General features: G+C 73.1%; 19 protein-coding genes and 2 tRNA genes. 10 read left to right on the forward strand and 11 right to left on the reverse strand.

Annotated features, from left to right (window positions below; all coding sequences use genetic code 11):
• Nucleotides 1–161 precede the first annotated feature (161 nt).
• Nucleotides 162–1,187, forward strand: coding sequence for a glycine betaine ABC transporter substrate-binding protein (locus IIE03_RS16740; RefSeq protein WP_192863900.1), 1,026 nt, complete (start codon nucleotides 162–164; stop codon nucleotides 1,185–1,187).
• A gap of 55 nt (nucleotides 1,188–1,242) precedes the next feature.
• Here IIE03_RS16740 and IIE03_RS16745 read toward each other — a convergent pair whose 3' ends face one another.
• Entirely contained in the window at nucleotides 1,243–3,642 is a 2,400-nt protein-coding gene (locus IIE03_RS16745) for a Tex family protein (protein WP_318843033.1), read from the reverse strand.
• Between the two features lie 344 nt (nucleotides 3,643–3,986).
• On the opposite strand from IIE03_RS16745, the gene IIE03_RS16750 reads away from it, so the two are divergent.
• Nucleotides 3,987–5,198 carry a glycosyltransferase gene (locus tag IIE03_RS16750; RefSeq protein ID WP_192863902.1) on the forward strand — a complete coding sequence of 404 codons (1,212 nt, stop codon included), beginning with the start codon at nucleotides 3,987–3,989 and terminating at the stop codon, nucleotides 5,196–5,198.
• Here the strand turns inward: IIE03_RS16750 and IIE03_RS16755 are convergent.
• Nucleotides 5,195–6,295 (reverse strand): N-acetyltransferase, encoded by a 1,101-nt coding sequence (locus IIE03_RS16755; RefSeq protein ID WP_192863903.1) that lies wholly within the window; start codon nucleotides 6,293–6,295, stop codon nucleotides 5,195–5,197. The two genes, IIE03_RS16750 and IIE03_RS16755, sit on opposite strands and share 4 nt — an antisense overlap.
• Before the next feature lie 387 nt (nucleotides 6,296–6,682).
• Here IIE03_RS16755 and IIE03_RS16760 point away from each other — a divergent pair, with 387 nt between their 5' ends.
• The 3 genes from IIE03_RS16760 (at nucleotide 6,683) to IIE03_RS26410 (ending at nucleotide 8,996) form a co-directional block, all read left to right on the forward strand.
• Entirely contained in the window at nucleotides 6,683–7,171 is a 489-nt protein-coding gene (locus IIE03_RS16760; protein WP_192863904.1) for a hypothetical protein, read from the forward strand.
• A gap of 236 nt (nucleotides 7,172–7,407) precedes the next feature.
• Nucleotides 7,408–8,868, forward strand: coding sequence for an OFA family MFS transporter (locus tag IIE03_RS16765; protein WP_408632853.1), 1,461 nt, complete (start codon nucleotides 7,408–7,410; stop codon nucleotides 8,866–8,868).
• A gap of 2 nt (nucleotides 8,869–8,870) precedes the next feature.
• On the forward strand, nucleotides 8,871–8,996 hold the full coding sequence (locus IIE03_RS26410; protein WP_264158602.1) for an MFS transporter small subunit: 126 nt from the start codon (nucleotides 8,871–8,873) through the stop codon (nucleotides 8,994–8,996).
• 72 nt (nucleotides 8,997–9,068) lie between these two features.
• Here IIE03_RS26410 and fdhD read toward each other — a convergent pair whose 3' ends face one another.
• Nucleotides 9,069–10,022 carry a formate dehydrogenase accessory sulfurtransferase FdhD gene (gene fdhD, locus IIE03_RS16770; RefSeq protein ID WP_225997900.1) on the reverse strand — a complete coding sequence of 318 codons (954 nt, stop codon included), beginning with the start codon at nucleotides 10,020–10,022 and terminating at the stop codon, nucleotides 9,069–9,071.
• Nucleotides 10,023–10,095: 73 nt separating this feature from the next.
• Between fdhD and IIE03_RS16775 the strand changes: the two genes are divergently transcribed.
• The 3 genes from IIE03_RS16775 to IIE03_RS16785 all read left to right on the forward strand — a co-directional run bounded on the left by IIE03_RS16775 (nucleotide 10,096) and on the right by IIE03_RS16785 (nucleotide 14,341).
• On the forward strand, nucleotides 10,096–12,537 hold the full coding sequence (locus IIE03_RS16775; RefSeq protein WP_192863906.1) for an FdhF/YdeP family oxidoreductase: 2,442 nt from the start codon (nucleotides 10,096–10,098) through the stop codon (nucleotides 12,535–12,537).
• Between the two features lie 109 nt (nucleotides 12,538–12,646).
• Nucleotides 12,647–13,618: a nucleoside hydrolase gene (locus tag IIE03_RS16780; protein WP_192863907.1), complete on the forward strand. Its 972-nt coding sequence runs from the start codon at nucleotides 12,647–12,649 to the stop codon at nucleotides 13,616–13,618.
• 129 nt (nucleotides 13,619–13,747) lie between these two features.
• On the forward strand, nucleotides 13,748–14,341 hold the full coding sequence (locus IIE03_RS16785; protein WP_192863908.1) for a VanZ family protein: 594 nt from the start codon (nucleotides 13,748–13,750) through the stop codon (nucleotides 14,339–14,341).
• A 5-nt stretch (nucleotides 14,342–14,346) separates the two neighbouring features.
• Here the strand turns inward: IIE03_RS16785 and trmB are convergent, their stop codons facing one another.
• From trmB to IIE03_RS16830, 8 genes are all read right to left on the reverse strand, one after another.
• Nucleotides 14,347–15,243, reverse strand: a complete 897-nt coding sequence (gene trmB, locus IIE03_RS25990) for a tRNA (guanine(46)-N(7))-methyltransferase TrmB (RefSeq protein WP_318843034.1) — start codon at nucleotides 15,241–15,243, stop codon at nucleotides 14,347–14,349.
• 49 nt (nucleotides 15,244–15,292) lie between these two features.
• Nucleotides 15,293–16,627 carry a HupE/UreJ family protein gene (locus IIE03_RS16800; RefSeq protein WP_318843035.1) on the reverse strand — a complete coding sequence of 445 codons (1,335 nt, stop codon included), beginning with the start codon at nucleotides 16,625–16,627 and terminating at the stop codon, nucleotides 15,293–15,295.
• Nucleotides 16,603–20,535 (reverse strand): metallophosphoesterase, encoded by a 3,933-nt coding sequence (locus IIE03_RS16805; RefSeq protein WP_192863910.1) that lies wholly within the window; start codon nucleotides 20,533–20,535, stop codon nucleotides 16,603–16,605. The genes IIE03_RS16800 and IIE03_RS16805 overlap by 25 nt, the downstream gene beginning before the upstream one ends.
• Nucleotides 20,536–20,737: 202 nt before the next feature.
• Nucleotides 20,738–22,036, reverse strand: a complete 1,299-nt coding sequence (locus IIE03_RS16810) for an acyl-CoA dehydrogenase family protein (RefSeq protein WP_192863911.1) — start codon at nucleotides 22,034–22,036, stop codon at nucleotides 20,738–20,740.
• 221 nt (nucleotides 22,037–22,257) lie between these two features.
• On the reverse strand, nucleotides 22,258–23,352 hold the full coding sequence (locus IIE03_RS16815) for a hypothetical protein (protein WP_192863912.1): 1,095 nt from the start codon (nucleotides 23,350–23,352) through the stop codon (nucleotides 22,258–22,260).
• Complete coding sequence (locus tag IIE03_RS16820) at nucleotides 23,349–23,894, reverse strand: SigE family RNA polymerase sigma factor (protein WP_192863913.1); 546 nt, start codon at nucleotides 23,892–23,894, stop codon at nucleotides 23,349–23,351. The genes IIE03_RS16815 and IIE03_RS16820 overlap by 4 nt, the downstream gene beginning before the upstream one ends.
• 186 nt (nucleotides 23,895–24,080) lie before the next feature.
• A tRNA-Leu gene (locus IIE03_RS16825) sits at nucleotides 24,081–24,162 on the reverse strand.
• Between the two features lie 49 nt (nucleotides 24,163–24,211).
• Nucleotides 24,212–24,691, reverse strand: a complete 480-nt coding sequence (locus IIE03_RS16830; protein ID WP_192863914.1) for a peroxiredoxin — start codon at nucleotides 24,689–24,691, stop codon at nucleotides 24,212–24,214.
• A gap of 128 nt (nucleotides 24,692–24,819) precedes the next feature.
• Between IIE03_RS16830 and IIE03_RS16835 the strand changes: the two genes are divergently transcribed.
• Together IIE03_RS16835 and IIE03_RS16840 are read left to right on the forward strand one after the other, a co-directional pair.
• A complete protein-coding gene (locus tag IIE03_RS16835) occupies nucleotides 24,820–25,116 on the forward strand; it encodes a GroES family chaperonin (RefSeq protein ID WP_192863925.1) in 297 nt (98 codons plus the stop codon).
• A 121-nt stretch (nucleotides 25,117–25,237) separates the two neighbouring features.
• Nucleotides 25,238–25,310: transfer RNA gene (locus tag IIE03_RS16840), tRNA-Lys, on the forward strand.
• Nucleotides 25,311–25,314 lie beyond the last annotated feature (4 nt).

Genomic DNA, 25,314 nt, shown 5'->3' on the forward strand with positions numbered 1-25,314 from the left:
CAGGCGGCCCGGTAGCACGGCCGCTCTACTGCTGTCGGCGCCTCAGGCGTCCGCCATGCGACGAATCGACCGGGATTCCCCTTGCCAGCGCGCGCCGATCACGATCGAATGGGCCAGTTCGACCTCGTAGAACACCAGTACAGAGCAGAACCGGAGTCACGATGCGCCTCGCACGCACGCCCCTGTCCAGCCCGTTGCGCCTCGTCGGCGCGGCGACCGCCGTCGTCGGCCTCACGCTCCTGACCGCGTGCGGCGAGCCCGGTTCCGCGGGCGGCAACTCGACCGACGACGGCACCGACGTCGCCGCGACCTGTGAACCGATCGCCGGTGACGAGATCGTCGTGCTCGACGACGACCAGCACCTCCAGACCGTCGACAACATCATCCCGGCGGTCAACGCCGACGCGGCCGAGCAGCACCCGGAGCTGATCGGCCTGCTCGACCAGGTGTCGGCGGCGCTCGACACGGACACGCTCATCGAGCTGAACCGGTCGGTCGACATCGATCGCGAGACGTCGGAGAACGTCGCCGCGGAGTTCGTCGCCTCCGCGGGTATCGAGGTGGAGGAGGTCGCCGACGCCGGCTCCGTCACGATCGGCGCCGCCGATTTCGCCGAGAGCGCGACGCTCGGCAACATCTACGCCGAGGTGCTGGAGGCGGCCGGCTACGAGGTCGAGGTCACCACCATCGGCAACCGTGAGGCCTACCTGCCGGCGCTCGAGAAGGGCGAGCAGGTCCAGGTCGTCCCGGAGTACGTGGGCACGCTGACCGAGTTCATCAACCACGACGTCAACGGCCCCGACGCGGAGCCCGTCGCGAGCAGCGACCTCGACGCGACGGTGGAGGGCCTGCGCGGGCTGGCCGAGGAGGTGGGCCTCGTGGTCGGCGAGCCGTCGGCCGCGCAGGACCAGAACGCGTTCGCCGTGACGACCGCGTTCGCCGAGGAGCACGGCGTCACGACGCTCTCCGAGCTCGCGGAGGCCTGCGACGGCCTGATCCTCGGCGCCGGGCCCGAGTGCACCGAGCGCCCGTTCTGCCAGCCGGGTCTCGAGGAGACGTACGGGCTGACGTTCAGCGAGTTCCGCTCGCTCGACGCCGGCGGTCCCCTCACCAAGGAGGCGCTCAAGCAGGGCGAGATCACCCTCGGGCTGGTCTTCAGCTCGGACGGTTCGCTGAGCACCGAGTGAGACGGCCCCGGCCGGCCGCCGCGACATCGCCAGACGTCGCGGCGGCCGGCTGCGCTCAGGCCAGGCCGGCCCTCCGGAGCGCGTCTGCCATCGCCGTGTTCGCCGGGGGCTGGCCCTTGCCGCCCCGGCCGCCCTGACCTCCCCGGCCCTGTCCGCCTCGGCCACCGCGGCCGTCCCGTCCGCCGTTGCCCCGGCCGCGGCCGCCACCCGGGCGGCCTGCCGACCCACGCCCGTCGTCGGACCCGTCGCCGCCGCGCGCGCCGCGACCGCCCGTACCGCCCGCGACGCCGACCTCGTCGTCCAGGCGCAGCGTGAGCGCGATCCGCTTGCGCGCCACGTCCACGTCGAGCACCTTCACCTTCACGACCTCGCCGGACTTCACGACGTCGCGCGGGTCCTCGACGAACCGCTTGGACATCGCCGACACGTGCACGAGCCCGTCCTGGTGCACGCCCACGTCCACGAACGCGCCGAACGCGGCCACGTTGGTGACCTGGCCCTCCAGGATCATGCCCGGGGCCAGGTCGGCCAGCGTCTCCACGCCGTCCGTGAACGACGCGGTGGTGAACTCCGGGCGCGGGTCCCGGCCGGGCTTCACCAGCTCGGCGAAGATGTCGGTCACGGTCGGCAGGCCGAACTGCTCGTCGACGAAGTCGGTGGGCTTCACGCCCTTGAGCGCGCCCTGGTTCCCGACGATCGCGGTCACCTCGGACCCGGCCGCCGCGACGATCTTCCGCGCGAGCGGGTACGCCTCCGGGTGCACCGAGGACGCGTCGAGCGGCTCGTCGCCGCCGCGGATGCGGAGGAAGCCCGCGCACTGCTCGAAGGCCTTGGGCCCGAGGCGGGCCACGTCCTTCAGGCCGGACCGGGACGTGAACCGGCCGTTCGCGTCGCGGTGCGACACGATGCCCTCCGCGAGCGTCCTCGTGATGCCGGAGACCCGCGACAGCAGCGGCGCCGACGCCGTGTTCAGGTCCACGCCCACGCCGTTCACGCAGTCCTCGACGACGGCGTCGAGCGAACGCGACAGCTTGCTCTCGGTGATGTCGTGCTGGTACTGCCCGACGCCGATGGACTTCGGATCGATCTTCACGAGCTCGGCGAGGGGGTCCTGCAGGCGGCGCGCGATCGACACGGCGCCGCGCAGCGACACGTCCAGGTCGGGCAGCTCCGCAGACGCGAACGCCGACGCCGAGTACACCGACGCGCCCGCCTCGCTCACCATGACCTTCGTCAGGCCCGGCAGGTTCTTCGCGAGTTCGGCGGCGAGCTTGTCCGTCTCGCGCGAGGCGGTGCCGTTGCCGATCGCGACCAGCTCCACCTTGTGCTTCATGGCGAGGGCCCCGAGCGTGGCGAGCGACTCGTCCCAGCGATTCTGCGGTGCGTGCGGGTAGATCGTCGCGGTGTCGACCACCTTGCCCGTCGCGTCCACGACCGCGACCTTCGTCCCCGTGCGCAGGCCGGGGTCCAGGCCCATCGTGGCGCGCGAGCCGGCGGGCGCCGCCAGCAGGAGATCACGCAGGTTGGCGGCGAAGACCCGCACCGCCTCGTCCTCGGCCTCGGTGCGCAGCCGCAGCCGCGCATCGATCCCGAGGTGGACGAGGATCTTGGTGCGCCACGCCCACCGCACGGTGTCGCCCAGCCACTTGTCGCCGGGACGCCCCTGCTGCCGGATCCCGAACCGGTCGGCGATCGTTGCCTCGTACGACGTCGGCACCCCCGGCTCGGCATCCGGCTCCGGCTCGATGACGAGGTCCAGGACCTCCTCCTTCTCACCGCGGAACATCGCCAGGATGCGGTGCGACGGGAGGCTCGCGAGGTCCTCGGAGTAGTCGAAGTAGTCGGCGAACTTGGCGCCCTTCTCGGCGGCGCCGTCGCGCACCCTGGAGACCATGCGGCCGCGGGCCCAGAGTCGTTCGCGCAGCATGCCGAGGAGGTCGGCGTCCTCGCCCATGCGCTCGACCAGGATGGCGCGGGCGCCGTCGAGCGCGGCCTTCACGTCGGCCACGCCCTTGTCGGCGTCGACGTACGCCGCGGCCGTCTCCTCCGGATCGAGTGCCGGATCGCCGAAGAGCGCGTCGGCCAGCGGCTCCAGCCCGGCCTCGCGGGCGATCTGCGCCTTGGTGCGCCGCTTCGGCTTGTACGGCAGGTAGATGTCCTCGAGCCGGGACTTCGTGTCCGCCGTGAGGATCTGCGCGCGCAGTTCGTCGGTGAGCTTGCCCTGCTCGTCGATCGACTGGAGGATCGCCGCCCGGCGTTCCTCCAGCTCGCGCAGGTACCGCAACCGCTCCTCGAGCGTGCGCAGCTGCGCGTCGTCGAGCGTGCCGGTCACCTCCTTGCGGTACCGGGCGATGAACGGGACCGTCGCCCCGTCGTCGAGCAGACCGACCGCCGCGGCGACCTGGTTCTCCCTGACTCCCAGTTCCTCGGCGATGCGCGCGTTGATGCTCTGCACTGTCCCCCACCTCGTCGGATCCACCGGCTCTGCCTGCCGCAGGCCGGATCAGATCATGCCAGGAGACACCGACACGCGTCGCCTCGACCCGGTGGACGGCGTCCCGCACCCAGCGCCGCACCGAGGCAGGCCGACCCCGGAGGCGGGCGCCGGAGGAACCCGGGCCCGGCGCCGGGAACGAGAAACCGGGAAGGAGAAAAGAGAAGAGCAGGGAGCACACTCTCCCTGCCACTCTCAACATATAGCGCACAGGGGGTCTTGCGGCAAGACCCCCGTCGTCCCGCAGAATCTCCGGGCCACGCCGATACCACCCCCGACTACCACCCACGACGGAGGGACGCGAGATGCGAGTGCTGCTGACGACCTACGGGTCACGCGGGGACGTCGAGCCGATGGCGGGGCTCGCCCTCGCCCTCCAGGAGCTCGGCGCGGAGGTGCGGGTCTGCGCGCCGCCGGACTTCGCCGAACTGCTCGACGCCGCCGGTGTCCGGCCGCTGCCCGTCGGCCGGCCGATCCGCGCGCTGGCCACGGGCCTGCTCGCCGACGAGGCGCCGAAGACCCTCCCGGAGATCACGGCGGAGCTGGCCGGCATGGCCTACGAGGCGGTCACCACCGCCGGGGAGTTCGACGCCGTCGTGTCCGCCGGCGTGATCGGCATGCAGGCCGGCGTGCAGGCGGCAGCCGAGAAGCGGGGCATCCCGTACACGGGCGCGTCCTTCTCCACGAACTTCGTGCCGTCCCCGCACCACCCGCCGGTGCCCTGGCCGGGCCAGTCCGTGCCGGAGGGGGAAACCGACAACCGGGTGCTGTGGGATCTCAACGCCGAGCACCTGCAGGGCCTGTTCGGCCCGCCGATCAACACCCTGCGCGCGTCGTGGGGCCTGGAACCGTCGGACAACGTCCGCGATCTCATCCTCGGCGACCACCCGCTCCTGGCGTCGGACCCCGTCCTGGGGCCGTGGCGGCCCGCCACGGACCTCGACGTGACGCAGACGGGCGCGTGGATCCGTCCGGACGAGCGTCCGCTCCCCGCCGGCCTGGAGGCGTTCCTGGAGGCCGGCGCGCCGCCCGTGTACGTCGGCTTCGGCAGCATGCCGCTGCACGACGCCGAGCAGACCGGCCGCGCCGCGTTCGAGGCCGTGCGGGGCCACGGCCGCCGCATCGTCCTCGGCAGCGGCTGGGCCGAACTCGTGCCGGACGGCGGGAGCGACGACTGCCACGTCGTCGGGGAGATCAATCAGCAGGCGCTGTTCCGCCGGGTGGCCGCCGTCGTGCACCACGGGGGCGCGGGCACGACCACGACCGCCGCCCGGGCCGGCGCGCCCCAGGTGATCGTGCCGCAGGTGGCGGACCAGCCGTACTGGGGCGGCCGGGTGGCCGCCCTGGGCATCGGCGCCGTGCATGACGGGGCCGTCCCGACCACGGCCTCGCTGTCGGCCGCGCTCGTCACGGCCCTGTCCCCGGAGGCCTGCACCCGAGCCGCTGCCGTGGCGGGCACGATCCGCGCCGACGGCGCGAGGACAGCCGCGAAGCTGGTGCTGCGCGGGGCCGGCTAGACCTTCCGCTGCATCTCCGCGCAGCCGCCCGCCGGCCGGAAGCCCATGGCCACGTTGATGGCCAGCATGTGGGGGTTCTCCTCGTTGTTCCACGTCCAGACGCGCTTGGCGTTCGGCTTCGCCTCGAGCAGGGCCTGGGCGTTCACCGCCTTGACCAGCATGCCGAGCCGGTGCCCGCGGTGGGCCCGAAGCACGACCGTCGCCTCCTGCTCGGCGTACTCCCGCGTCTCGTCCTTCGGGTACAGCAGCATCGTCATGCCGGCGAGTTCACCGCTCGCGACGTGCTCGGCGGCCGTGATGACGTAGCCGTTGCCCCGCGCGGCGTGCTGCGCGTCGGCGTTCCGCACCCGCTCGGCGTCCCACGGATCGGTCTCGATGTCCTGGTCGCCGCGCGGCTCGTCGGCGGCGAGCGCCGTCTCCAGCGCGGCGTAGGCGTCGAGCCAGTCCTCCGGGATGTGGTCGCGCCAGGTGTGCAGGCGATAGGCGTCGCCCGCGACGGCCCTGCTCTCCGCCTCGAACGCCTCGAGGGCGCCCGGCGCGAGCGGCAGCTCCAGCAGCGACTTGCGCTCGACGATGGCGCACTCGAACCCGAGCGAACGCGCCAGCCGGATCGCCGGCAGGCCCGCCGCGACGCGCCCCTTCCCGGACGACGCCGTCACCCACTCCGTCTCGTCGGGATCCTCCTCGCCGAAGTCGACGCCGAGCAGCATCGTCGTGCGGCCCGCGGCCCGGACCCGCTCGATCCCGGCATCGAGGAGCGCCTGCCCGGTGCCGGTGTCCCACGCGTCCGGCACCACCTGCACCTCGGCCATCCCCAGGTGCTTGTTGGCCTGCGTCGGCAGGATGACGACGACGTGCCCGACGACGGCCGGTGCCCCGCCGTCGCCCCCGCCGTCGTCCTCGACGGCGACCAGCCGGACCTTGTCCGCGTACTGCTGGTTCGACATGGTGACGAGCACGTCGTTGGCGCTCATGGCCGTGTCGGACACGCCCCACGTCTCCTGGGCGACCACCTCGGCGACCCGCCCGATGCCGTGATACGCCCACGCGTCGGGATGGTCGAGGGAGGGCGGGTGCGGAGCCTCGATGATGCGCATGCAGCCAGTGTCGTCCGGGCGCCGCCGCCCGGCCAGGCTTTTTCCGCCGCGCATCTCCCGGTCGGGCAGGGACGGCCGGAGCACGCCGACCCCGCTGGTCCGGTGGAGCGCGCAACTCCCGGCCGGGGCAGCGACGGCCGACCGATGCACCGTGATACATCGCGGCCGCACCTTTCGGACGGACCCGAAGCCTTCACCCACCCCCGAACGTTGTCGCGGGCTCGGACACGGCGGTCCTACGTTCGTCGTGTTCCGCGCAACACCCGGCACGGTGCCGGGCGGGACCGGCGTCGACGGCGGGCGCTCGCCACGAGCCCCGGAGCTCCTCGAGCCAGGAGCACCGGAAGCCGGCCCGTACCGAACGCGGACGGGATGGAGAGAGATCCGATGACACTCTCGAAGCGCGCCCTCGCCGCACTGGCGGGGCTGCTGATGGCGCTCGCCGGCGTCCTCGGCACCACCCAGGCGGCACAGGCCGCCGACGACGCCCGGGGCTCCGCCTCGGAGGCCACCAGCGTCACCGACGACCAGGCACCGCGCGGCGGCATCATCGAGCGGGCGGCATCGGTGACGGCGGCCGTCCACGGCTGCCCCAGCGGTGCGTTCTGCATCTACCCGAACGCCAGCTGGAACGGCGGGAACCCGGAGTACGTCTTCTGGTCCCGCGGCGGCCACAACATCTACAACGAGTACGGACAGCGCCGCGCCTTCAACAACCAGACCGACAACTGGGGCGGCGCCCTCTGCTACGGATCCAACGGAACCGGCGGCTACAGGGTGGCATTCCGACCGGGAATCTACGTGGACCTCGATATCACCCCGATCAACTCCGCCGATCTCCAGCCGGGCAGCGTTCCCCTGACGAGCATGTGCTGACGCGATCCTGAGATACGTCCCGGCCACGGAACCGCGGCGTGGTCACCTCCCTCCCGAGGTGGCCACGCCGCCGTCATGCATCGCCGCACCGGCCTCCTCCGGCCGTGCGAAACATTTCCGCCGGTTCATGGCATTGATCCCGCACCTCCCACGGCAGTAACGTTTCACGAACTGCTGGGAGAAAACTGCCTTCCACATAGTGGAACTCCTATCGGCACGCGGAGGTGCCCATGCCCCTGTCCTTCCTCGACCGTGAGCACACGGTCGCCCCACCGGGTTTCAGCCGATGGCTGATCCCGCCGGCGGCGCTCGCGATCCACCTGTGCATCGGCCAGGTCTACGCGACGAGCGTGTACAAGAACGCCCTGGTGGCCCACTTCGGGTCCAGCCTCACCGCCGTGGGGGTGATCTTCTCCGTCGCGATCGTCATGCTCGGCCTCTCGGCCGCCGTCATGGGGACGTGGGTGGAGCGGGTGGGACCCCGCAGGGCGATGTTCACCGCCGCGTGCTTCTGGGGCGCCGGCTTCCTGGTCGGTGCCCTGGGCATCGCCACCCGGCAGTTGTGGCTCGTGTACCTCGGGTACGGCCTCATCGGCGGCATCGGCCTCGGCATCGGCTACATCTCGCCGGTGTCGACGCTGATCAAGTGGTTCCCCGACCGGCCCGGACTCGCCACGGGCATGGCGATCATGGGCTTCGGCGGCGGCGCGATGGTCGCGTCGCCCCTGTCCCGGCAGCTCATGTCCCTCTACGACCCGGCCTACGATCCCGCCGACACCGCCTCGGTCGCGTCCGGCGGCGCCGTCGCGTCGCTGTTCGTCACCCTCGGGATCGCCTACTTCGCCGTGATGATGCTCGGCGTGTTCACGGTCAAGGTCCCCGCACCCGGCTGGGCCCCCGCCGGGTTCGATCCGTCCGCCGTCGCCGCCCGGCCGATGGTGTCGACGGCGCACGTGTCGGCCGCGAGCGCCATCCGGACCCCGCAGTTCTGGCTCCTGTGGACGGTCCTGTTCTGCAACGTCACGGCCGGCATCGGCATCCTCGAGCAGGCCGCGCCGATGATCCAGGACTTCTTCCGACAGGGCGGCACGTCCACGGTCGCCGCGGCGACGGCGGCGGGCTTCGTCGCCCTGCTGTCCTTGTTCAACATGCTGGGACGGTTCGTCTGGTCGTCGACGTCGGACGTCATCGGCCGCAAGCCGACCTACGTCATGTATCTCGGCGGCGGCATGGTGCTGTACCTCCTGCTCACGGTCGCCGGCCACACGTCGACGGCGGTCTTCGTCCTCGTCGCCGTCGTCATCCTGTCGTTCTACGGTGGTGGCTTCGCCACCGTGCCCGCCTACCTGCGCGACCTCTTCGGCACGTACCAGGTCGGCGCCATCCACGGCCGCCTGCTGACGGCGTGGTCCGCGGCCGGCATCGCCGGGCCGCTCATCATCAACGGGTTCCTCGACGCGCGTGGCACGCCGGGCGAGCTCGTCGCGGCGGACTACCGGCCCGCGCTGCTCACGATGGTCGGCGTCCTCGCCGTCGGCTTCGTTGCCAACGCCCTGGTCCGGCCCGTGGCGTCGAGGTTCCACGAGCCCGTGGACGACGGCGGTCCGGTCGCGGCGGGCGCCACCTCCCCCGGCGTCGGCCCCGCGGCCGAGCCCCGCACGGGGCCGGCGGCCGAGCAGCCGGCCACGAAGGAGTGATCATGCCCGACGAGAACCCCCCGAACCAGGTACCCCGGCTCGTGCTCACCTGGCTGGTCGTGGGCCTCCCCCTGATCTACGGGCTGTCCCAGACCGTCCGCGGCGTCGTCCCGCTCTTCACCGGCTGACGCCTCCCTCGGCGTCCCCCGTTCCGCGCGCGACCGGGTGCGTGGCCGTGCATGACCGGGGGACGCCGCCCCTCACCGCACCCGGTCGGCCCGCGTGTAGACGTTCATGGAGGCGCCGCGGACGAAGCCGAGCAGCGTGAGCCCGCACTCGGCGGCCAGGTCCACCGCCAGCGTCGACGGCGCCGAGATCGCGGACAGCACCGGGATCCCGGCCCGCGCCGCCTTCGCCACGAGCTCGAACGACGCGCGCCCGCTGACCTGCAGCACCGTGCCGGGCGCCGGGAGCGCGCCGTCCCGCAGCGCCGCCCCGACCACCTTGTCCACGGCGTTGTGCCGGCCGACGTCCTCCCGGACGTACCTGACCTCGCCGTCGGCCGCGAACAGGCCGGCCGCGTGCAGCCCGCCCGTCCGCTCGAAGGCCCGCTGCCGTTCCCGCAGGCGATCCGGCAGGGCGGCGATCACCGCGGGGTCCACGCGGACGGCGTCGTCGGCCACCGGCCATCGCAGGGACCCCGCCACCTCCACGACCGTGTCCGAACCGCACACCCCGCAGGCGCTCGTCGTCAGGTGGGCCCGTGCCCGCGGCGGCCGGACGCCGCGCGCGAGCGCCACCTCGACGGTGTTGTCCTCGTCGCGGCACAGCTTCATCCCCACGATGTCCGACGCCGTCCCCACCACGCCCTCCGACACCAGCCACCCGGCGACGAGGTCGAAGTCGTCCCCCGGCGTCCGCATCGTCAGCGTCAGCCCGTCACCAGGCGCCGCCGCCCCGCCGGATCGCACGGGCCCCGCACCGGCGAGCCGCACCAGGAGGGGTTCCTCGGCGGCGAGCGTGTCGGCGCGTTCCGTCCGGCGGACGACGACGGCCCTGGGCGCGGCAGTCGCGGGCGGACCGGGCGCGCCGTCGTCCGCCGCGCTCGCGGCCTCCGCCTCCACCGGCCTCGCGTCCGCGGGGGCCGCGGGGGCCTCGCCGGCGTCCACCGCTCGCAGCCGCACGATGCGCCGCCGGCCCGTCGTCGCTCCCATGCTGACAGTCTCGCACTTCCGCTGACCGGAATGCCTCTTTCGCGGAACGTCGCTCGGCGCGTAGGGTCGAGGGGTGACGGAAGTGAGCGACGAAGCCCGCACGAACGGTCCCGCCGAGGCCCCCGAACCCACCCTGCGCGTCGGCCCGCCCCGGCACGATGCCGCCGGTGTGCCCGGCGTGCTCCATGCGCTGGCCGACGTCGCCGAGGAGTCCGTCTCCCGCGGGCTGCGCGCGCTCCCGCTGGTCAACCAGCATCGCGGATTCGACTGCCCCGGCTGCGCCTGGCCCGAGCCCGGCAAGCCGCACCTCGCGGAGTTCTGTGAGAACGGCGCCAAGGCCGTCGCCGAGGAGACCACGCGCAAACGGGCCGACGCCGCGTTCTTCGCCGAGCAACCCGTCAGTGAGCTCGCGACGTGGACGAACCATCGGCTGGGCAAGTCCGGCCGCCTCACCGAACCGATGCTGCGCGACGAGGGCGCCGACCACTACCGGCCGGTGACCTGGGACGAGGCCCTCGACATGGTCGCGGGCGAGCTCCGCGGCCTGCGCGACGCCGGCACGCCGGACCGGGCCGCGTTCTACACCTCGGGCCGCACCAGCAACGAGGCGGCGTTCCTCTACCAGCTCCTGGCCCGCAAGCTCGGCACCAACAACCTGCCGGACTGCTCCAACATGTGCCACGAGTCGTCGGGCTCCGCGCTCACCGAGACGCTCGGGATCGGCAAGGGCAGCGTGTCGCTGGCGGACATCACGGACCACGCGGACCTGATCGTCGTCGTCGGGCAGAACCCCGGGACCAACCACCCGCGCATGCTCACCGCCCTGGAGGCGGCGAAGGACCGGGGCGCGCGCATCGTCGCGATCAACCCGCTGCCCGAGGCCGGCCTGCAGACGTTCAGGAACCCGCAGCGGATACGCGGCGTCGTCGGCGCGGGCACGAAGCTGGCGGACCGGTTCCTGCAGGTCCGGCTCGCCGGCGACCTCGCGTTGTTCCAGGCGGTGAACCGCCTGCTGCTCGAACGGGACGGCGACGCCCGTGCGGCCGGTCACGAGCCCGTCCTCGACCACGACTTCATCGCCACGCACACCGACGGCTTCGAGGAGGCGGCCGCGGCCTGGCGCGCGCTGTCCTGGTCCGACGTCGACGCCGCCACCGGCCTCGATCGCGCCGAGATCGAGGCGTTCGTCGACGACGTCGTCGGTGCGCGGAGCGTCGTCGTCTGCTGGGCGATGGGGCTGACCCAGCACAAGCAGGCCGTCGCGACGATCCGCGAGGTGGTCAGCTTCCTGCTGCTGCGCGGCAACGTGGGCCGTCCGGGCGCGGGCGCCTGCCCCGTCCGTGGCCACAGCAACGTGCAGGGCGACCGCACGATGGGCATCTGGGAGCGCCCGCCCGCGGCGTTCCTCGACGCGCTCGGCGCCGAGTTCGGCTTCGAGCCGCCGCGCGATCCCGGGCACGACACCGTGGACACGGTCCGCGCGATGCGCGACGGGCGCCTCGACGTCTTCATGGCGATGGGCGGGAACTTCGCCGCGGCCACGCCGGACACCGCGCTCACCGAGACGGCGCTGCGCGAGGTCCCGCTCACGGTGCACGTCTCCACGAAGCTCAACCGCTCGCACGTCGTCCCCGGCCGCCGCTCGCTGATCCTCCCCTGCCTCGGCCGGACGGAGCGGGACGACGGCGATCACCGGCGCGCCGCGCGGGACGCCGCCCCGCGGTTCGTGACCGTCGAGGACTCCATGAGCGTGGTGCACTCCTCGCGCGGGACGCTGCGGCCGGCGTCGGACATGCTGCGGAGCGAACCGGCGATCGTCGCCGACCTGGCCCGCCGCGTGCTCGGCGACGACGACCCGACGCCCTGGGAGGACTTCGGGGACGACTACGCGCGCATCCGGGAGTCCATCTCGCGCGTCGTGCCGGGCTTCGAGGACTTCGAGCGCCGCGTGTCCGAGCCGGGCGGGTTCGTGCTGCCGCACCCGCCGCGGGACGTGCGGGAGTTCCCGACGGCGACCGGGAAGGCGCGGTTCACCGTGAACCCGCTGGAGGTCGTGCGGGTGCCGGAGGGGCGGCTGCTGCTGCAGACCCTCCGCAGCCACGACCAGTTCAACACCACGATCTACGGCCAGGACGACCGGTACCGCGGCGTGACGGGCGGGCGCCGCGTCGTGTTCGTGAACCCGCGCGACCTGGAGGAGTTCGGCGTCGCGGACGGCGAGACGGTCGACCTCGTCTCGGAATGGAACGGCAGCTCAGCCGGGACCAGCGGGAACGGCGGAGCAGCCCGAACCGGCGGAACAGACGAGGCCGCGAGGACGGCCAGAACTCACGGAGCAGCCGCGCCGCAGGAACGCCGGGCGCCGGGATTCCGGGTCGTCGCGTTCCCGACGGCGAAGGGCTGCGCCGCCGCCTACTACCCGGAGACGAACGTGCTGGTCCCCCTGGACCACACGGCCGAGGGCAGCAACACCCCGGCGTCGAAGTCGGTCGTGATCCGCCTGGAGCGGCGATAGGCGAGCGGTCGGTTCGTCGTCCGTGCGGTCGGTCCCTCGGGGGACCGACTTCGCGACATCGGACCGACCACACCCGACAGGGTGGACATCCGGCCCGTGACCTGGCTTGATGGTCGTCATGGAACCGGTGCCGGTGATCTACGACTCGGACATGGACTTCGACGACGCCTCGACGCTGGCCTACCTCTGCCGGGCGCACCAGCGAGGACTGATCGACCTGCGGGCGGTCACGGTGGTGGACAACGGGATCGGGACCCCTGGCCGGACCCTCACCCATGCCCGCACCCTGCTGCGCGGCTGCGGCCTGGCCGACGTCCCCGTCGGGGCGGGCACGGACGAATGGGTGAACGAGCCGCCGCCGGAGGCCAGGGCCTCGGTCGAGATCATCCTGTCCGACGTGCTCGGGGACGCGGACGTCCCGCACGAGCCCGCGCGGGTGACGGCGCCCGCGCTCATCGCGGCCACCGTCGAGCGCTCCCGGCAGCCCGTCACGATCCTGGCCACCGGGCCGCTGAGCAACGTCGCCGCGGCGCTGGACCGGATGGGGCCGCACGCCGTGGACCGCAGGCTCGGCCGGGTGTTCGCGATGGCCGGGGCCGTGGACGTGGGCGGCAACCTGTTCGGCTCCACGACCGAGGGGTTCGACAACACGCAGGAGGTCAACGCCTGGATCGACCCGCCGGCGACGGCCCGCACGGTCGGCGGCGTACCGGACGAGCGCCTGCGGCTCGTCGGGCTGGACGCGACCAACCACGTGCCGGTGACCGACGCGTTCGTGGCGCGGCTCGCCGCCGAGCGCGACACCCACGAGGCCCGGCTCGTGCACGCGATCGTCACCCACCCCGAGGTCGTGAACCTCAAGGAGCTCGGCGCCCTGTACTGGTGGGATCCCCTCGCGGCGGTGTCCCTCGTCACGGGTGAGGGCGTGGTCTTCGAGACCCGCACCCTCGACGTCGTGACGACCGGCGCGTCGGCGGGCCGGACCGTGGACGTCCCCGGCGGGACGCCACAGCGGGTGGGCGTGTCGGCAGACCCACCCCGGTTCGAGGATTTGTTCCTCGCGGGCCTCAACGGCCGGTGACCGCGACGGGCAGATGGACGGCGAGGCCCGCACGCGCCCCGGATCTCACCCGCGCCAAAAGACGGGCGTGACCAGCGAGTGCCGGTAGATTTGGCCTGGTTTGCCCAGCACAGCACCCCGGGAGCGCCCATGACCGGAGTCCTCGCCGGACTCGACCTCGCCGCGATCGCGATCGCGATCAGCCTGGTGGCGGCGGCGATCGCCGTCGTGCACCACGCGAGCCTCCGCTCGGACGCGGAACGCGCCGCCGAGGCGGGCTGGATCCTCGACGTCGTCCTGGCGCTGCACGCCGTCGTCTACGTCTGGGTCACCCTGGGGATCCACGCAAGTTCCGGGGCGCTGACGCCGAACCTCATCCCGTTCACCGACCTCGCGGCGACGTTCGAGCACTGGTTCACGAGCTGGATCCCCCGCTACGGGCTCACCCAGGTACCGCCGCAGGTCGCGGTCGTCGCGGGGAACTTCCTGCTGCTCGCGCCGTTCGCCGCCGTCGCCCCGCTGCGCTGGAAGGCGCTCGCGTCCGGCTGGCGCGTCATCGTGGCCGCGGCGGTGATCGCGGGCGCCGACGAGATCCTTCAGGGCGTCCTGGGCCGCGGCCGCAACGTGTCGTTCGACGACGTCCTGGTTCAGGTGCTCGGCGCCATCGCGATCTACGGCATGACGACGGGCGCGCTGAACGCCCGCGAACGCCGCCTTGCGGAGGCGGAGTCACAGATCTCCTGACCTGCTCAGTCCCGGATGTAGGTCAGGTCCGTGATGTCCCGGCCCGCCTTGTGGGCCTTGCGCTCGAAGCCCGTGACGATGCGGCCCTCGAAGCGGGGCGCCGCCGTGCGCGGGCCGTGGGCGTTGCGGAGAGCGGGGGCGGCCTCCAGGACGTCGAACATCTGCTCGGCGTACGCCGCCCAGTCGGTCGCGAGCCGCCAGAGCCCGCCCGGCCGGAGGGCCCGCGTCACCTTCTCGGCGAACGCCGGCGCGACCAGGCGCCGCTTCCGGTGCCGCGACTTGTGCCACGGGTCGGGGAAGAACGTCCACACCTCGTCGAGCGATCCGGCAGGGATCGCCGTGTCCAGCAGCTCGGCGGCGTTGACCTGCATGACGCGGAGGTTCGGCAGGCCGGGGCCGTCACCGACCCCGTCGCCCCCAGCCGCGTCAACACCGGCCACGTCAACCCCGGCCCTGGGATCGCCGGCCACGGAATCGCCCGCCACCGGATCGCCGGCCGCGTCGTCGCCCCCGGCGTCCGCCTCGTGCGTTCTCGCGGCACGCTCCTGCGCCGCCCGGTCGGCGCGCACCATCACCTGCGCGACTCCCGGCCGGTACACCTCGACGGCCAGGTAGTCGCGTCCCGGGTCGCCGGCGGCCGCCGTGACGATCGCGTCGCCCTGGCCCGAACCGACCTCCAGCACCAGCGGCGCCGTCCGGCCGAACACCGCGGCGGCGTCGAACCGCCATGCGGGGTCCACCGACATGCGCCCGACGTGCCGGGGCACGTCCACCAGGTAGACGTCCCGCCGGGTGTCCCAGGCCCGCTGCTGTCCCGTGGTCAACCGCCCGGACCGCGACGCGAAGCTCACGGGGGACGTGCGGAACCGGGACAGGTCGGGGGCGGACTGGCGCTGACTCACCGGAGAATCGTACGTGCCCGCCGCGGTCCCCGGCCGCCGGGGAATCTCCTCAGCCCGCCGGAACCAGCCGCTCCACCGTCCACCAGAGGGCGACCAGGCCGATCGCCACCGAACCCGCCATGAGCAGCCACCGCGCCGCGCGCGGCGCCCGCAACCGCAGCACCGCCAGCAGCGGGAACGCCACGGCGATGATCCCGAGTTGCACCGCCTCGATCCCGATGTTGAACACGAGCAGCGACCACAGCAGGTCCCACGACCAGGCCGCGTCGATCCCGAGCGCCCCGGCGAACCCGAGGCCGTGCGCCAGCCCGAACGCGACCACCACGGGCAGCCGCCACCGGTCCCACAGGGTCTCCCGCCGCCCCGCGGGCTGCGACCGGCGCAGGGCATCTCGCAGGTCCGCCCGCACGCCGCCGCCCGCCACGACGCCGCCGCCTGCCACGTCGTCGTCGGCCGGCGACCACCGCCCGCTCCCTCGGCGCCCGCCGCGCCACAGCCCGGCGAGGTCCGCCCCCGCCACGACCGCGATGGACGCCGCGATCACCGGCTCCACGACCGCGCCCGGCACGGTCACCAGGCCGAGCGCCGCGAGCAGGAACGTCACGGAATGCGCCACGGTGAACGCGGTCGCCACCAGCACGACGTCCCGCAGCCGCCGCGCCCCGAGCAGCAGCGCGAGCAGGAACAGCACGTGGTCGGGCCCGAACAGGAGGTGCTCGGCCCCGAGCAGGAAGAACGACCCGAGCTGCCTCGCGAGCCGCCACTCGCCCGTGGCCAGCGTGGGCGAGGACGCGGTGAGCACGGCCGAGCCCCGTTCGCCGTCCAGGTCGTAGCGCACTAGGGTCTCGGTCGAGTGCACGAACGACTCCTCGTCCGGGAAGAGCGCGCTGGTCACCCGGTGCGCCCGCCCGGGATCGCCGGCGCATGCGTACGCGTAGTCGAGCGACGCGTACGCCACCGAGTCCCGCTCCACGACGTCCGTGCCGCGCAGCGACGGCGCGCACGGCTCGCCGTCGTAGGCGACCTCGAACCGCGCCGTGACGTACGCGTCGACGTCGGCCTCGTACTCGGCGAGCTTCGCAAGCTGCGCGTCGCGGCCGGCCGCCTCGTAGGCGTCGGCCCGCAGCCAGGCGGACTTCATCAGCAGGTCGTACTCGAGGTCGAGCGTGGCGACCACGTCGACGCCCGACGACGAGGCGCCCGGCGACGCGCTGCCCGACGACTCCGCCACCCCGACCGCCGTCGTGCCGGCGACCTCCGCGTACACGTCCGACGTCGCGTCGTGCGCGACGGCGGGACCGGCGACGGCGACGGCGACCAGAGTCGCCGCCGCCAGACCCACCAGGGTGATGCGCCGGATCACTTCCGCGCCGTCGTGAACCACGCCGGGGACGCCGTCGCACGGCCGCCGCCCTCCGTGCGAGCTGTGACGAACCAGGCGTAGGTGCGGCCGGGCCGCAGGCGGCCGGGCCATTCCACGCTCGCCGTCCCGCCCGACGCCACCGTGTCGCGCCCGATCTCCCGGACCGGGTCGTACAGCACGACCGCCTCGGTCTCGAGGCTCGTGGTGCGGCTGGTCAGGTCGACGGGCAGCACCATGTTGTCCTCGAGGCCGTTGAACCGCCGGTCCTCGTCGTACTCGGTCGCGCCGAACTCGCCCAGCAGCGGCGAGTACGTGTCCACGTGCATCTCGCCGGCGGCGACGTCGAACTGGAGCATCCGGAAGAACGACGCCCCGAACCGCAGCTTCGTGGCGGGGTCGTAGCCCACCTGGTCGAGCCCGAGCCGGTCAGCCCGCACCGTGTAGAACTGGTAGTCGGCGAGCAGTTCCACGACGCCGTGCCCGATGTCGCCCACCACCGGCGGCCGCACGTTCGTGCCCACGCCGTGCCGGTGCCCGGCGAGCACGAGGAACACGTTGTCGTTGTCCCGCACGAGCAGGTCGTACAGCAGCGGCCCGTCCGACCCGCCGAGGTTCGCGCCGCGCCCGTCCGGGGAGGAGGACGGCTCGAGGTAGTCGTGCGTGAGCAGGATGCCGTTGCGGTCGGGGTAGCGCCGGAAGACCGACGCCGCCCACTCGGCCTCGTCCCGCGTGACGCCGTAGCTCAGCCCCACCACCACGAAGTCGAGCCCGCCGGCCGTGAACAGGTCGTAGTGGTTCTCGTTCGACCCGGGCGTCATCGTGCCGCCGTACGTCGCGTCCTCCCACTCCTCGGACAGCGCCTCGTACCGGTCCGGCCCGAAGTACTCGTTGTACAGGGTCGGGTCCTGGCCGGACTGGTTGTCGTGGTTGCCCGCGACGACGCCGTTCGGGATGCCGGCGGCGTCGATGCGCCCCTGCGCCTCGGACGCGAACTCGAACTCCCCGACGACCTGCTCCTCGAGCCCCGGCGCCAGGGTGCGGATGTTGTTCTCGACGATGTCGCCGGTGTGCGCGACGTACGCGATCTTGCGCTCGTCGGCGTTGTCCACGACCCAGTCCATGACGCCGGTGTAGGCGCTGCCCCAGGTCCGGCGCTCCTGTTCCGTGGCGCCCTCGACCGCGCCCTCGGAGAGGTACTGCGTGTCCGTGTAGTGGACCATCGCGAAGTCGTAGTCGTCGGGGTCGGCGAACCGGTCGGGGTCCCCGGGGTCGATGTCGTCCGCGAACGGGTCGGTGCCCGTGACCATGGCGTGGACCGTGCCGCGGGTGATGTGCTCAGGCCCGACGGCGGCCTCGAGCGCGGTGTCTCCCTCGGCGGCGCCGCGCCGGGTCGCCAGAGCTTCCCACGCCCGCTCGTCGGCGTTCCAGGCGTGCAGGGTCACCAGGCGCGCCGGATCGGCGGTGCCCTCCCAGCGCAGGACGGGCTCGGTGACCCGGCCGCGCACGCGCACGTCGAACCGCTGGTAGGTGACGTCCGCGGCCGACGGCGACGGCACGACCCGGCCGTCGCCCGGCGCGAGCCCGCGGGTGTCCCGGATCCGCTGCTCGCCCGGCACCCGCAGGGTCGTGGGCACGCCGGCCGACTCGCCCTGCCACGCGCGGGTCGGCGTGAGCGCCTCGGCGCGCGTGAACACCGTGGTCACGTTCCCGCCGTCGGGCTCGTTCACCGTGGCCGACAGCGTCACCGGCGCCCGCACGCCCCGCGTCCCGGAGGCTGGCGTGAGCGCGGACGGCACGTCCGGGATGCCGGCGCTGGTGAACGACACCTCGCGCACGGACTCGTTGCCCAGGCCGTCCGTCGCGCGGACCTCCAGGGTGTGCTCGCCCGCGGCGAGCCCCGGTCCGACGGGGTCGCCGACGGCGATCTCGGCGCCGTCGAGGGTCACGTCCGGGCCGCGGACGACGCCCGAGTCGTCGCTGAGCTCGACGGACAGCGGCACGCTCGTGGTGATCCGGTCCCCCTCGGCGGGGGTGCTCGCGGCGACGGCCGGGCCGCTGTTGTCGGTGGTCACGGTGCGGGTGGCGACCTCGCCGGTGGTCGACGTCGCCGCCAGCGTGTGCTCGCCGTCGGGCAGCTCGGCGGTGCGGACCTGCGCGAGCAGGCCGCGCGCCGGCGCGTCGACGTGGAAGTTCCAGTCGGCCTCGACCTCGGGGTTCACGCTGGACCCGCAGCTGCCGTCGCCGATGTTGTGGGTCGCGCGCATGCTCACGTGCGTGGCCGTACCCTCGGCCGGGATCAGCTCCGGGGCGGACAGGGCGTAGTCGTCGCGGTTGTCGCCGCAGGACGTCCCCGCCAGCGTGCCGGCGATCACGTCGACGCGGTTCCAGCCCGCGAGCAGCCACTGGTTCGGCACCGTGATCTCGACCCGCTCGGACACGTGGTCGCGTTCGTCCAGGTCCACGCGGTGGCCGTTGACCAGCAGGTACGAGTGGTAGCGGGCCTCCATCGAGTTCGCGCCGATGTCGAACGCGAGCGTCGCGTCGCCCGCGCCGAGCGAGTCGGCGAGGGAGACCCCCGGGGCGTCGATCGTGTATGTGAGCGCGACCTCGCGCAGCGAGTCGTTCGACCCGCACAGGCCGTCGCCCATGACGTACCGGTCGGCGGCGTCCCCCGGCACCGGCTCGCCGTCGTGCACGAGCTCGAGGCCGGAGACGGTGAAGTCGTCGCGGTTGACGCCGCAGGACGAGCCGTAGTCGCCCGTGACGATCTCGACCGTGTTCTCGCCCGGCACCAGGATGCTGCCCGGGAGGGTGACGTCGACGCGCTCGTCGGCCCAGTCGCCGCCCAGCTCGACGCGGTGCCCGTTGACCCGCAGGAAGTTGTGGAAGGCGTCGTCGATCGAGTTGGAGCCGACGTCGAACGAGAACGTCGCCGCGGTGCCACCGAGGTGCTCCGCCGCGGGCGGCGTCTCCCCGTCGACGGTCACGTCCACGACTCCGCCGTCGCCACCCGCCGGGGCCGCGGCCACGACCGGGAGGATCCCGTTCGCGACCGTGCCGTCCAGCGGCATGAGGCTCGGGGCGCCGGCCGGGGCGTTGTTGAGCGTCACGGTGTGCGTGGTGGTGGCGCCCGCCTCCGTGACGGCCGACAGCTCGTGCGTGCCGTTGCCGAGTGCCGTCGTGTCGAGCTCGGCCGTGAGCCCGGTGGTGGCCTGCGGGTCGCCCTGGACGAAGAAGCTCAGCTCCGCGCCGAGCAGCTTCGACGTGTTGGACCCGCAGTTCCCGTCCCCGAAGTCGTACGTGTACTCGTTCTCCTCGCCGTCGGCGGTCTCGCCGAGCAGCTCGAGCGTGACATTCGAGAGGACGAAGTCGTCGTGGTTCGTGCCGCAGGAGGTGTTCTCCTTGGGCCCGGCGAAGATGCCGACGACGTTCTCGCCCGTGGTCAGGTACTCGTTCGGGACCTCCAGCGTGGCGCGCTCGCTCGCCCAGGTCTCGGGCTGGTCGATGCGGTGGCCGTTGATCTCGAACCAGTTGCCGAACGACCGGTCCGCCGAGTTGCTGCCCACGTCGAACCGGAGCGCGGAGGTCCCGAGCGTCTCCGTGGCGCCGGGGAGGACCTCCCCGTCCACGCGGAGGCTCGTGACGCTCGCGCCGGGTGCGGTCGGCGTGGCCGCGACGGTGACGGTGCCCTCGAGGTACGCGCCGTCGTCGGGTGTCAGGAGCGGGGCCGACGCCGGCTCGTCCGCTCCCGGCCGACCGGGCTTCCGGTCGGAGCCGGTGGAGTCCGCCGCGGTCGTGCCGGTCACGGCCGCACCGGCCGTGGTCGCCGCCGAGGACGTCGCGGCCCACGAGGTCAGGACCAGGGTGGTCGCGGTGGCAGCTGCCGCCGCCTGAAGCAGTCTCCTGCGTGATCGCCCGATCGCGCGCATGGCGGTCCCTTCCGGTTGCCTGAGGATCGCCCCCACGCTGACCGGAACGGATGAACGGGGACCAATCGCCAGACGAAGAGCGCGCGAACGTTACCCCGCCGGCCCGCGCCACATGGTCGGTCCCAAGTCGGACGGTCGGTCGCCCGGGGGACCGACCATCCGACATCCGACCGACCACACGACGCCTACCGGGAGGGCGGAGTCAGCGGAAGGCCTGGAGGCCCGTCAGGTGGCGGCCCAGGATGAGGGTGTGGACCTCGTCGGTGCCCTCGTAGGTGCGGACCGACTCCAGGTTGTTGGCGTGCCGCAGCGGCGAGTGGTCGAGCGTGACCCCGTTGCCGCCGAGCACCGTACGCGCGGTGCGGCACACCTCGATCGCCATGCGGGCGTTGTTCAGCTTGCCCGCCGAGATCATGTGGGCCTCCAGCCGCCCGGCGTCCTTGAGCCGGCCGATCCGCAACGCCATGAGCTGACCCTTGCTGATCTCGAGCGCCATGTTCACCAGTTTCTCCTGCGTGAGCTGGTGCGACGCGACGGGAACACCGAACTGGACGCGCTCGCCGGCGTAGGCCAGGGCCTCCTCGAACGCGTCGCGGGCCGCGCCCACCGCGCCCCAGACGATGCCGTACCGCGCCTCGTCCAGGCAGGCGAACGGCCCACGCAGGCCGGGGTTCTCGGGCAGGATCGCGTCCTCGGGCACGCGGACGCCCCTCAGGGCGACGTCGCACTGGATCGAGGCGCGCATCGACAGCTTCGGCTCGATGGGCGTGGCCGTGAAGCCCGCCGACGACGTCGGCACCAGGAAGCCGCGCACGCGCTCCCGGACCGGCCCACGCCCTGCGATGTCCGCCGGACCCGCGCCCGACTCGCCGCTGCCGCCGTCGGGCACTACCCCGGCGTCGGACACCGGGCCGTCGGGCACCGCCCCGGCGTCGTCGTCGGACACCTTGGCCCAGATCACCGCGACGTCCGCGATCGACGCGAGGCCGATCCACCGCTTGGCGCCGTCGATCACCCACTCGCCGCCGTCGAGGCGGGCGCGCGTCGTCATGCTCGCGGGGTCGGACCCCGCGCCGGGCTCGGTCAGGCCGAAGCAGCCGATCGCCTCGCCGCGCGCGAGGCGCGGCAGCCACTCCTGTTTCTGAGCGGCCGAGCCGTGCTTGTGGATAGCGGACATCACGAGCGAGCCCTGCACGGACACGAAGGTCCGGATCCCGGAGTCGCCGGCCTCCAGCTCCTGGCAGGCGAGGCCGTACTCGACGGCGGACCGGCCGGCGCAGCCGTACCCGTCCAGCTGCATCCCGAGCAGGCCCAGCTCGCCGAGCTCGGGCACGATCTCGCGCGGGAACACGGCGTCGGCGAACCACCGCGCGATGTTCGGCCGGATCCGCCGGTCGGCGAACTCTCGCACGCGATCGCGGGCCTCGAGCTCGGCAGCGCTGAACTCGGACTCGATGTCCAGCAGGTCCGCAGGCGAGGAGGGATGAACGACTGTGGTCATGTCACGGACTGTAGTGGCTCGGGCACCGCGCGCTGCCCGACGCGGTCCGTCCGACGCCGCGGCAGCACCACCGCAAACAGACCCAGCCGGCGTGACAGCGCCGGGGGGACAGCGCCGGCCGGGTGACGGAGCCGGACCCTGGTCAGCGGATGCCGATCAGGGCCCGGACCGGCATCGCCCGTGCGGGTTCTCGCGCGGAACCGGCGGAGCGACGGGTGCTCTCAGCGGAGCGCGAGCGTCCCCGCGACCTGGAGGGCCAGGTCGGTGCCCGCACCCTTCGGGTCGACCACGCGGACCTGGTACGTCCCGCCGTCGGCTCGGCGCACCGTGATCACCGTCTCGCGGCTGCCGTCCTCGTCCGTGACGGAGCCGAGGGTGACGTAGTCGGCGCCGTCGAGCGGGAAGGTCCCGGCTCCGCTGTCGGCATCGGGCACCGCGAGGGCGTCGCGGCCCTCGGCCCAGTAGGTCACCCAGATCTCGCGCTTCCCGGCATCGTCGAACCAGGTGCTGGACGTCGAGTCGCCGGAGTCGGTGTGCGGGCCGTCGTACTCCCCGCCCGCCGGAATCCCGAACTCCAGGCCGTCGACCTCCTGGACGCGCCAGCCGCCCGGCAGACCGCTCGGAAGTTCGACGACGGGCAGCTCGTCCGTCGATCCGAAGAGCTCCTCCACGTCGGCGGGATCGGTGCTGACGGAGAGCGTCCGGCGCAGGCCGGCAAGGATCGTGTCGAGCGCTTCCTGCGACGGCGCGGCGACCACGGCCTGGTAGAAGTAGCCGTCGGCCCGCTCCACCTCGAGGTTGGCTGCCACACCGGTCTGGTTGTCGTACCGGTACAGCGCCGTGCGCTCGGCACCGGGCACGTCCCACTCCTCGGTGTCCTCGGGCGGCCCTGCCCACCCGGGTTCGGTGCCCACCTCGAGCTGGAACTGCTCGGTGATCGTCTCGTCGGTCCACAGCGTCCCGGGCTCGCCGTTGACTCCGATCGAGTCGTGCTCGATCCAGTCGGAGGGGACGGCGAACCTCAGCCCGCCGAACTCGTATGCGGACCACCCCGCGGGGACGTCGGCGTCGGGTGACGCCACCGGCTGTACCACGGGCGCCGACGCCCCCGGGAGCTCCGGCTCCTGCCGCGGCTGGGCCAGGGCGACCCCGCCGGCCACGGCGAGCACCGCGGCCGCCGCCCCCGCCGCACGGATGACGACGCGACGGCGCCGGACGCGGCGCATCGCCGTGGCCGCCATGGCGTCCGCGTCGGCCCAGGCCGGCGGCTGGATCGCCGCGACGACGTGCTTCTCACTCGTCAGGGGGTCGTTCATCGCTGTGGCTCCTCGTCGGTCGTTCCCAGGACGGTGCGCAGGTTCGCCAGACCGCGAGACGCGGTCGACTTGACGGTTCCCCGGCTGATGCCGAGGTCCTCGGCGGTCTCCTGCTCGCTGCGGTCGAGCAGGTAGCGCAGCACGACGACGCGGCGCTGCCGCGGAGGGAGCTGCGCCAGGGCGCGCACGAGCCGGTCCCGCTCGTGCACGGCGGGCTCGCGGACCTCGTCCGCGCGGTCGAAGGTCTCCGGCTCGCGCAGCACGTCCCGCCGCGTACGGCGCCACGCGTCGATCCGCGAGGTGACGAGCGCCCGCCGCGCGTAGGCGAACGGCGACCCGTCGCGCACACGGGGCCACGCGCGGAACGTCCGCTCCAGGGCGAGCTGGGTCAGGTCGTGGGCGCGGTGCTCGTCACCGCACAGCAGGTAGGCGATCCGGTAGAGGACGGGCATGGAGTGCCGGGCGAACTCGGTGAACTCCTGCTCCGTCGTCGCACGGACGACGACGGAGACGCCGTCCACGGCCGTGGCGGCGGCGGTCATGTCAGGTCTCCCGGGGCGGGCGCCGGACGGTCGGGTGGCGGGGCGGTACTCGGCGGCACCGGCCGGTTGTCGGTCATCACGCCCCAAGAAGACGCCGCTCGGCGGGACGGGGTTGCTCCTCCGGGCAGAATGCCGTGCCATCGCCGCCACCGACGGCGGCCCTGCTCGTCGCAGGGCGGCCTCGGGTGCGCGAGGGGGGACTCGAACCCCCACGTCCGAAGACACCAGGACCTAAACCTGGCGCGGCTGCCAATTACGCCACTCGCGCGCGGACCTCAGTGTAGGCGGTGCCCCGCTCGTCGCCGAGTTTCCCGCGCTCAGTCGACGTCGAGGGCCTTGCGCAGGCGGGCCACGTGTCCGGTGGCGCGGACGTTGTACTGGGCGAGGGACACCGTGCCGTCCGGGGCCACGACCACCGTGGACCGGATCACGCCCACGTACGTCCGGCCGTAGTTCTGCTTCTCGCCCCAGGCGCCGTAGGCCTCGAGGGTGGCGTGGTCCTCGTCGGAGGCGAGGGGGAACGTGAGCGACTCGGCGTCGGCGAACTTCTCCAGCTTGGCGACCGGGTCCGGTGAGATCCCGACCACCGCGTAGCCGGCGCCCTGCAGCGCGGCCAGCGAGTCGCGGAAGTCGCACGCCTCCTTCGTGCAGCCCGGCGTGGAGGCGGCCGGGTAGAAGTAGACGACGACGCCCCTGCCGGCGATCTTGCGCAGATCGGCGAGTGAGATGGTGCCACCGCCGGCGGCCGGGAGGGTGAAGTCGGGAGCCTTGTCGCCGGGTTCGAGCCGTGTGGTCATGGACCAACCGTATCCGCGTACGACGGCGACCGTGGCCGAGCGGGTCGCGTAGCGTTGGGCTCGTGAGTTCCGTAGTCAAGAATCCCGCCGGAGAGCGCACGACGTCGTCGGGCAACCTTCCGATCCGCATGCTGCACGACCGGCTCCTCGTCGAACCGGAGACCGACAAGTCGGAGCGGCAGTCCTCGGGCGGGCTCGTGATCCCGGCCACCGCGGCCGGCCCGAAGCGGCTCGCCTGGGCGATCGTGGTCGCCGCCGGGGAGCACGTCCGGCAGGTCGGCGTCGGGGACCGCGTGCTGTTCGACCCGGAGGACCGCGCCGAGGTGGAGCTCGGCGGAACCGACTACGTCCTGCTGCGGGAGCGCGACGTGCATGGCGTGCACACGGTGGACGACGGCGAGAGCGCGGCCGGGCTGTACCTGTAGCGGCGGGCCGGCCGGGTTCGCCGCGGTCCGCGACGGCGGTCCGGCCGGGGCTGTCGTGCAGGTCACGTCCTATTCGGTTGTGAGTCCGCTGGCCGCTCCTGGTAGTGTTGCTCTCCGTCACGCGCCATTAGCTCAATTGGCAGAGCAGCTGACTCTTAATCAGCGGGTTTGGGGTTCGAGTCCCTGATGGCGCACTCA

The sequence above is a fragment of the Myceligenerans pegani genome (assembly GCF_014892515.1).
In the GTDB taxonomy this organism is placed as follows: domain Bacteria; phylum Actinomycetota; class Actinomycetes; order Actinomycetales; family Cellulomonadaceae; genus Myceligenerans; species Myceligenerans pegani.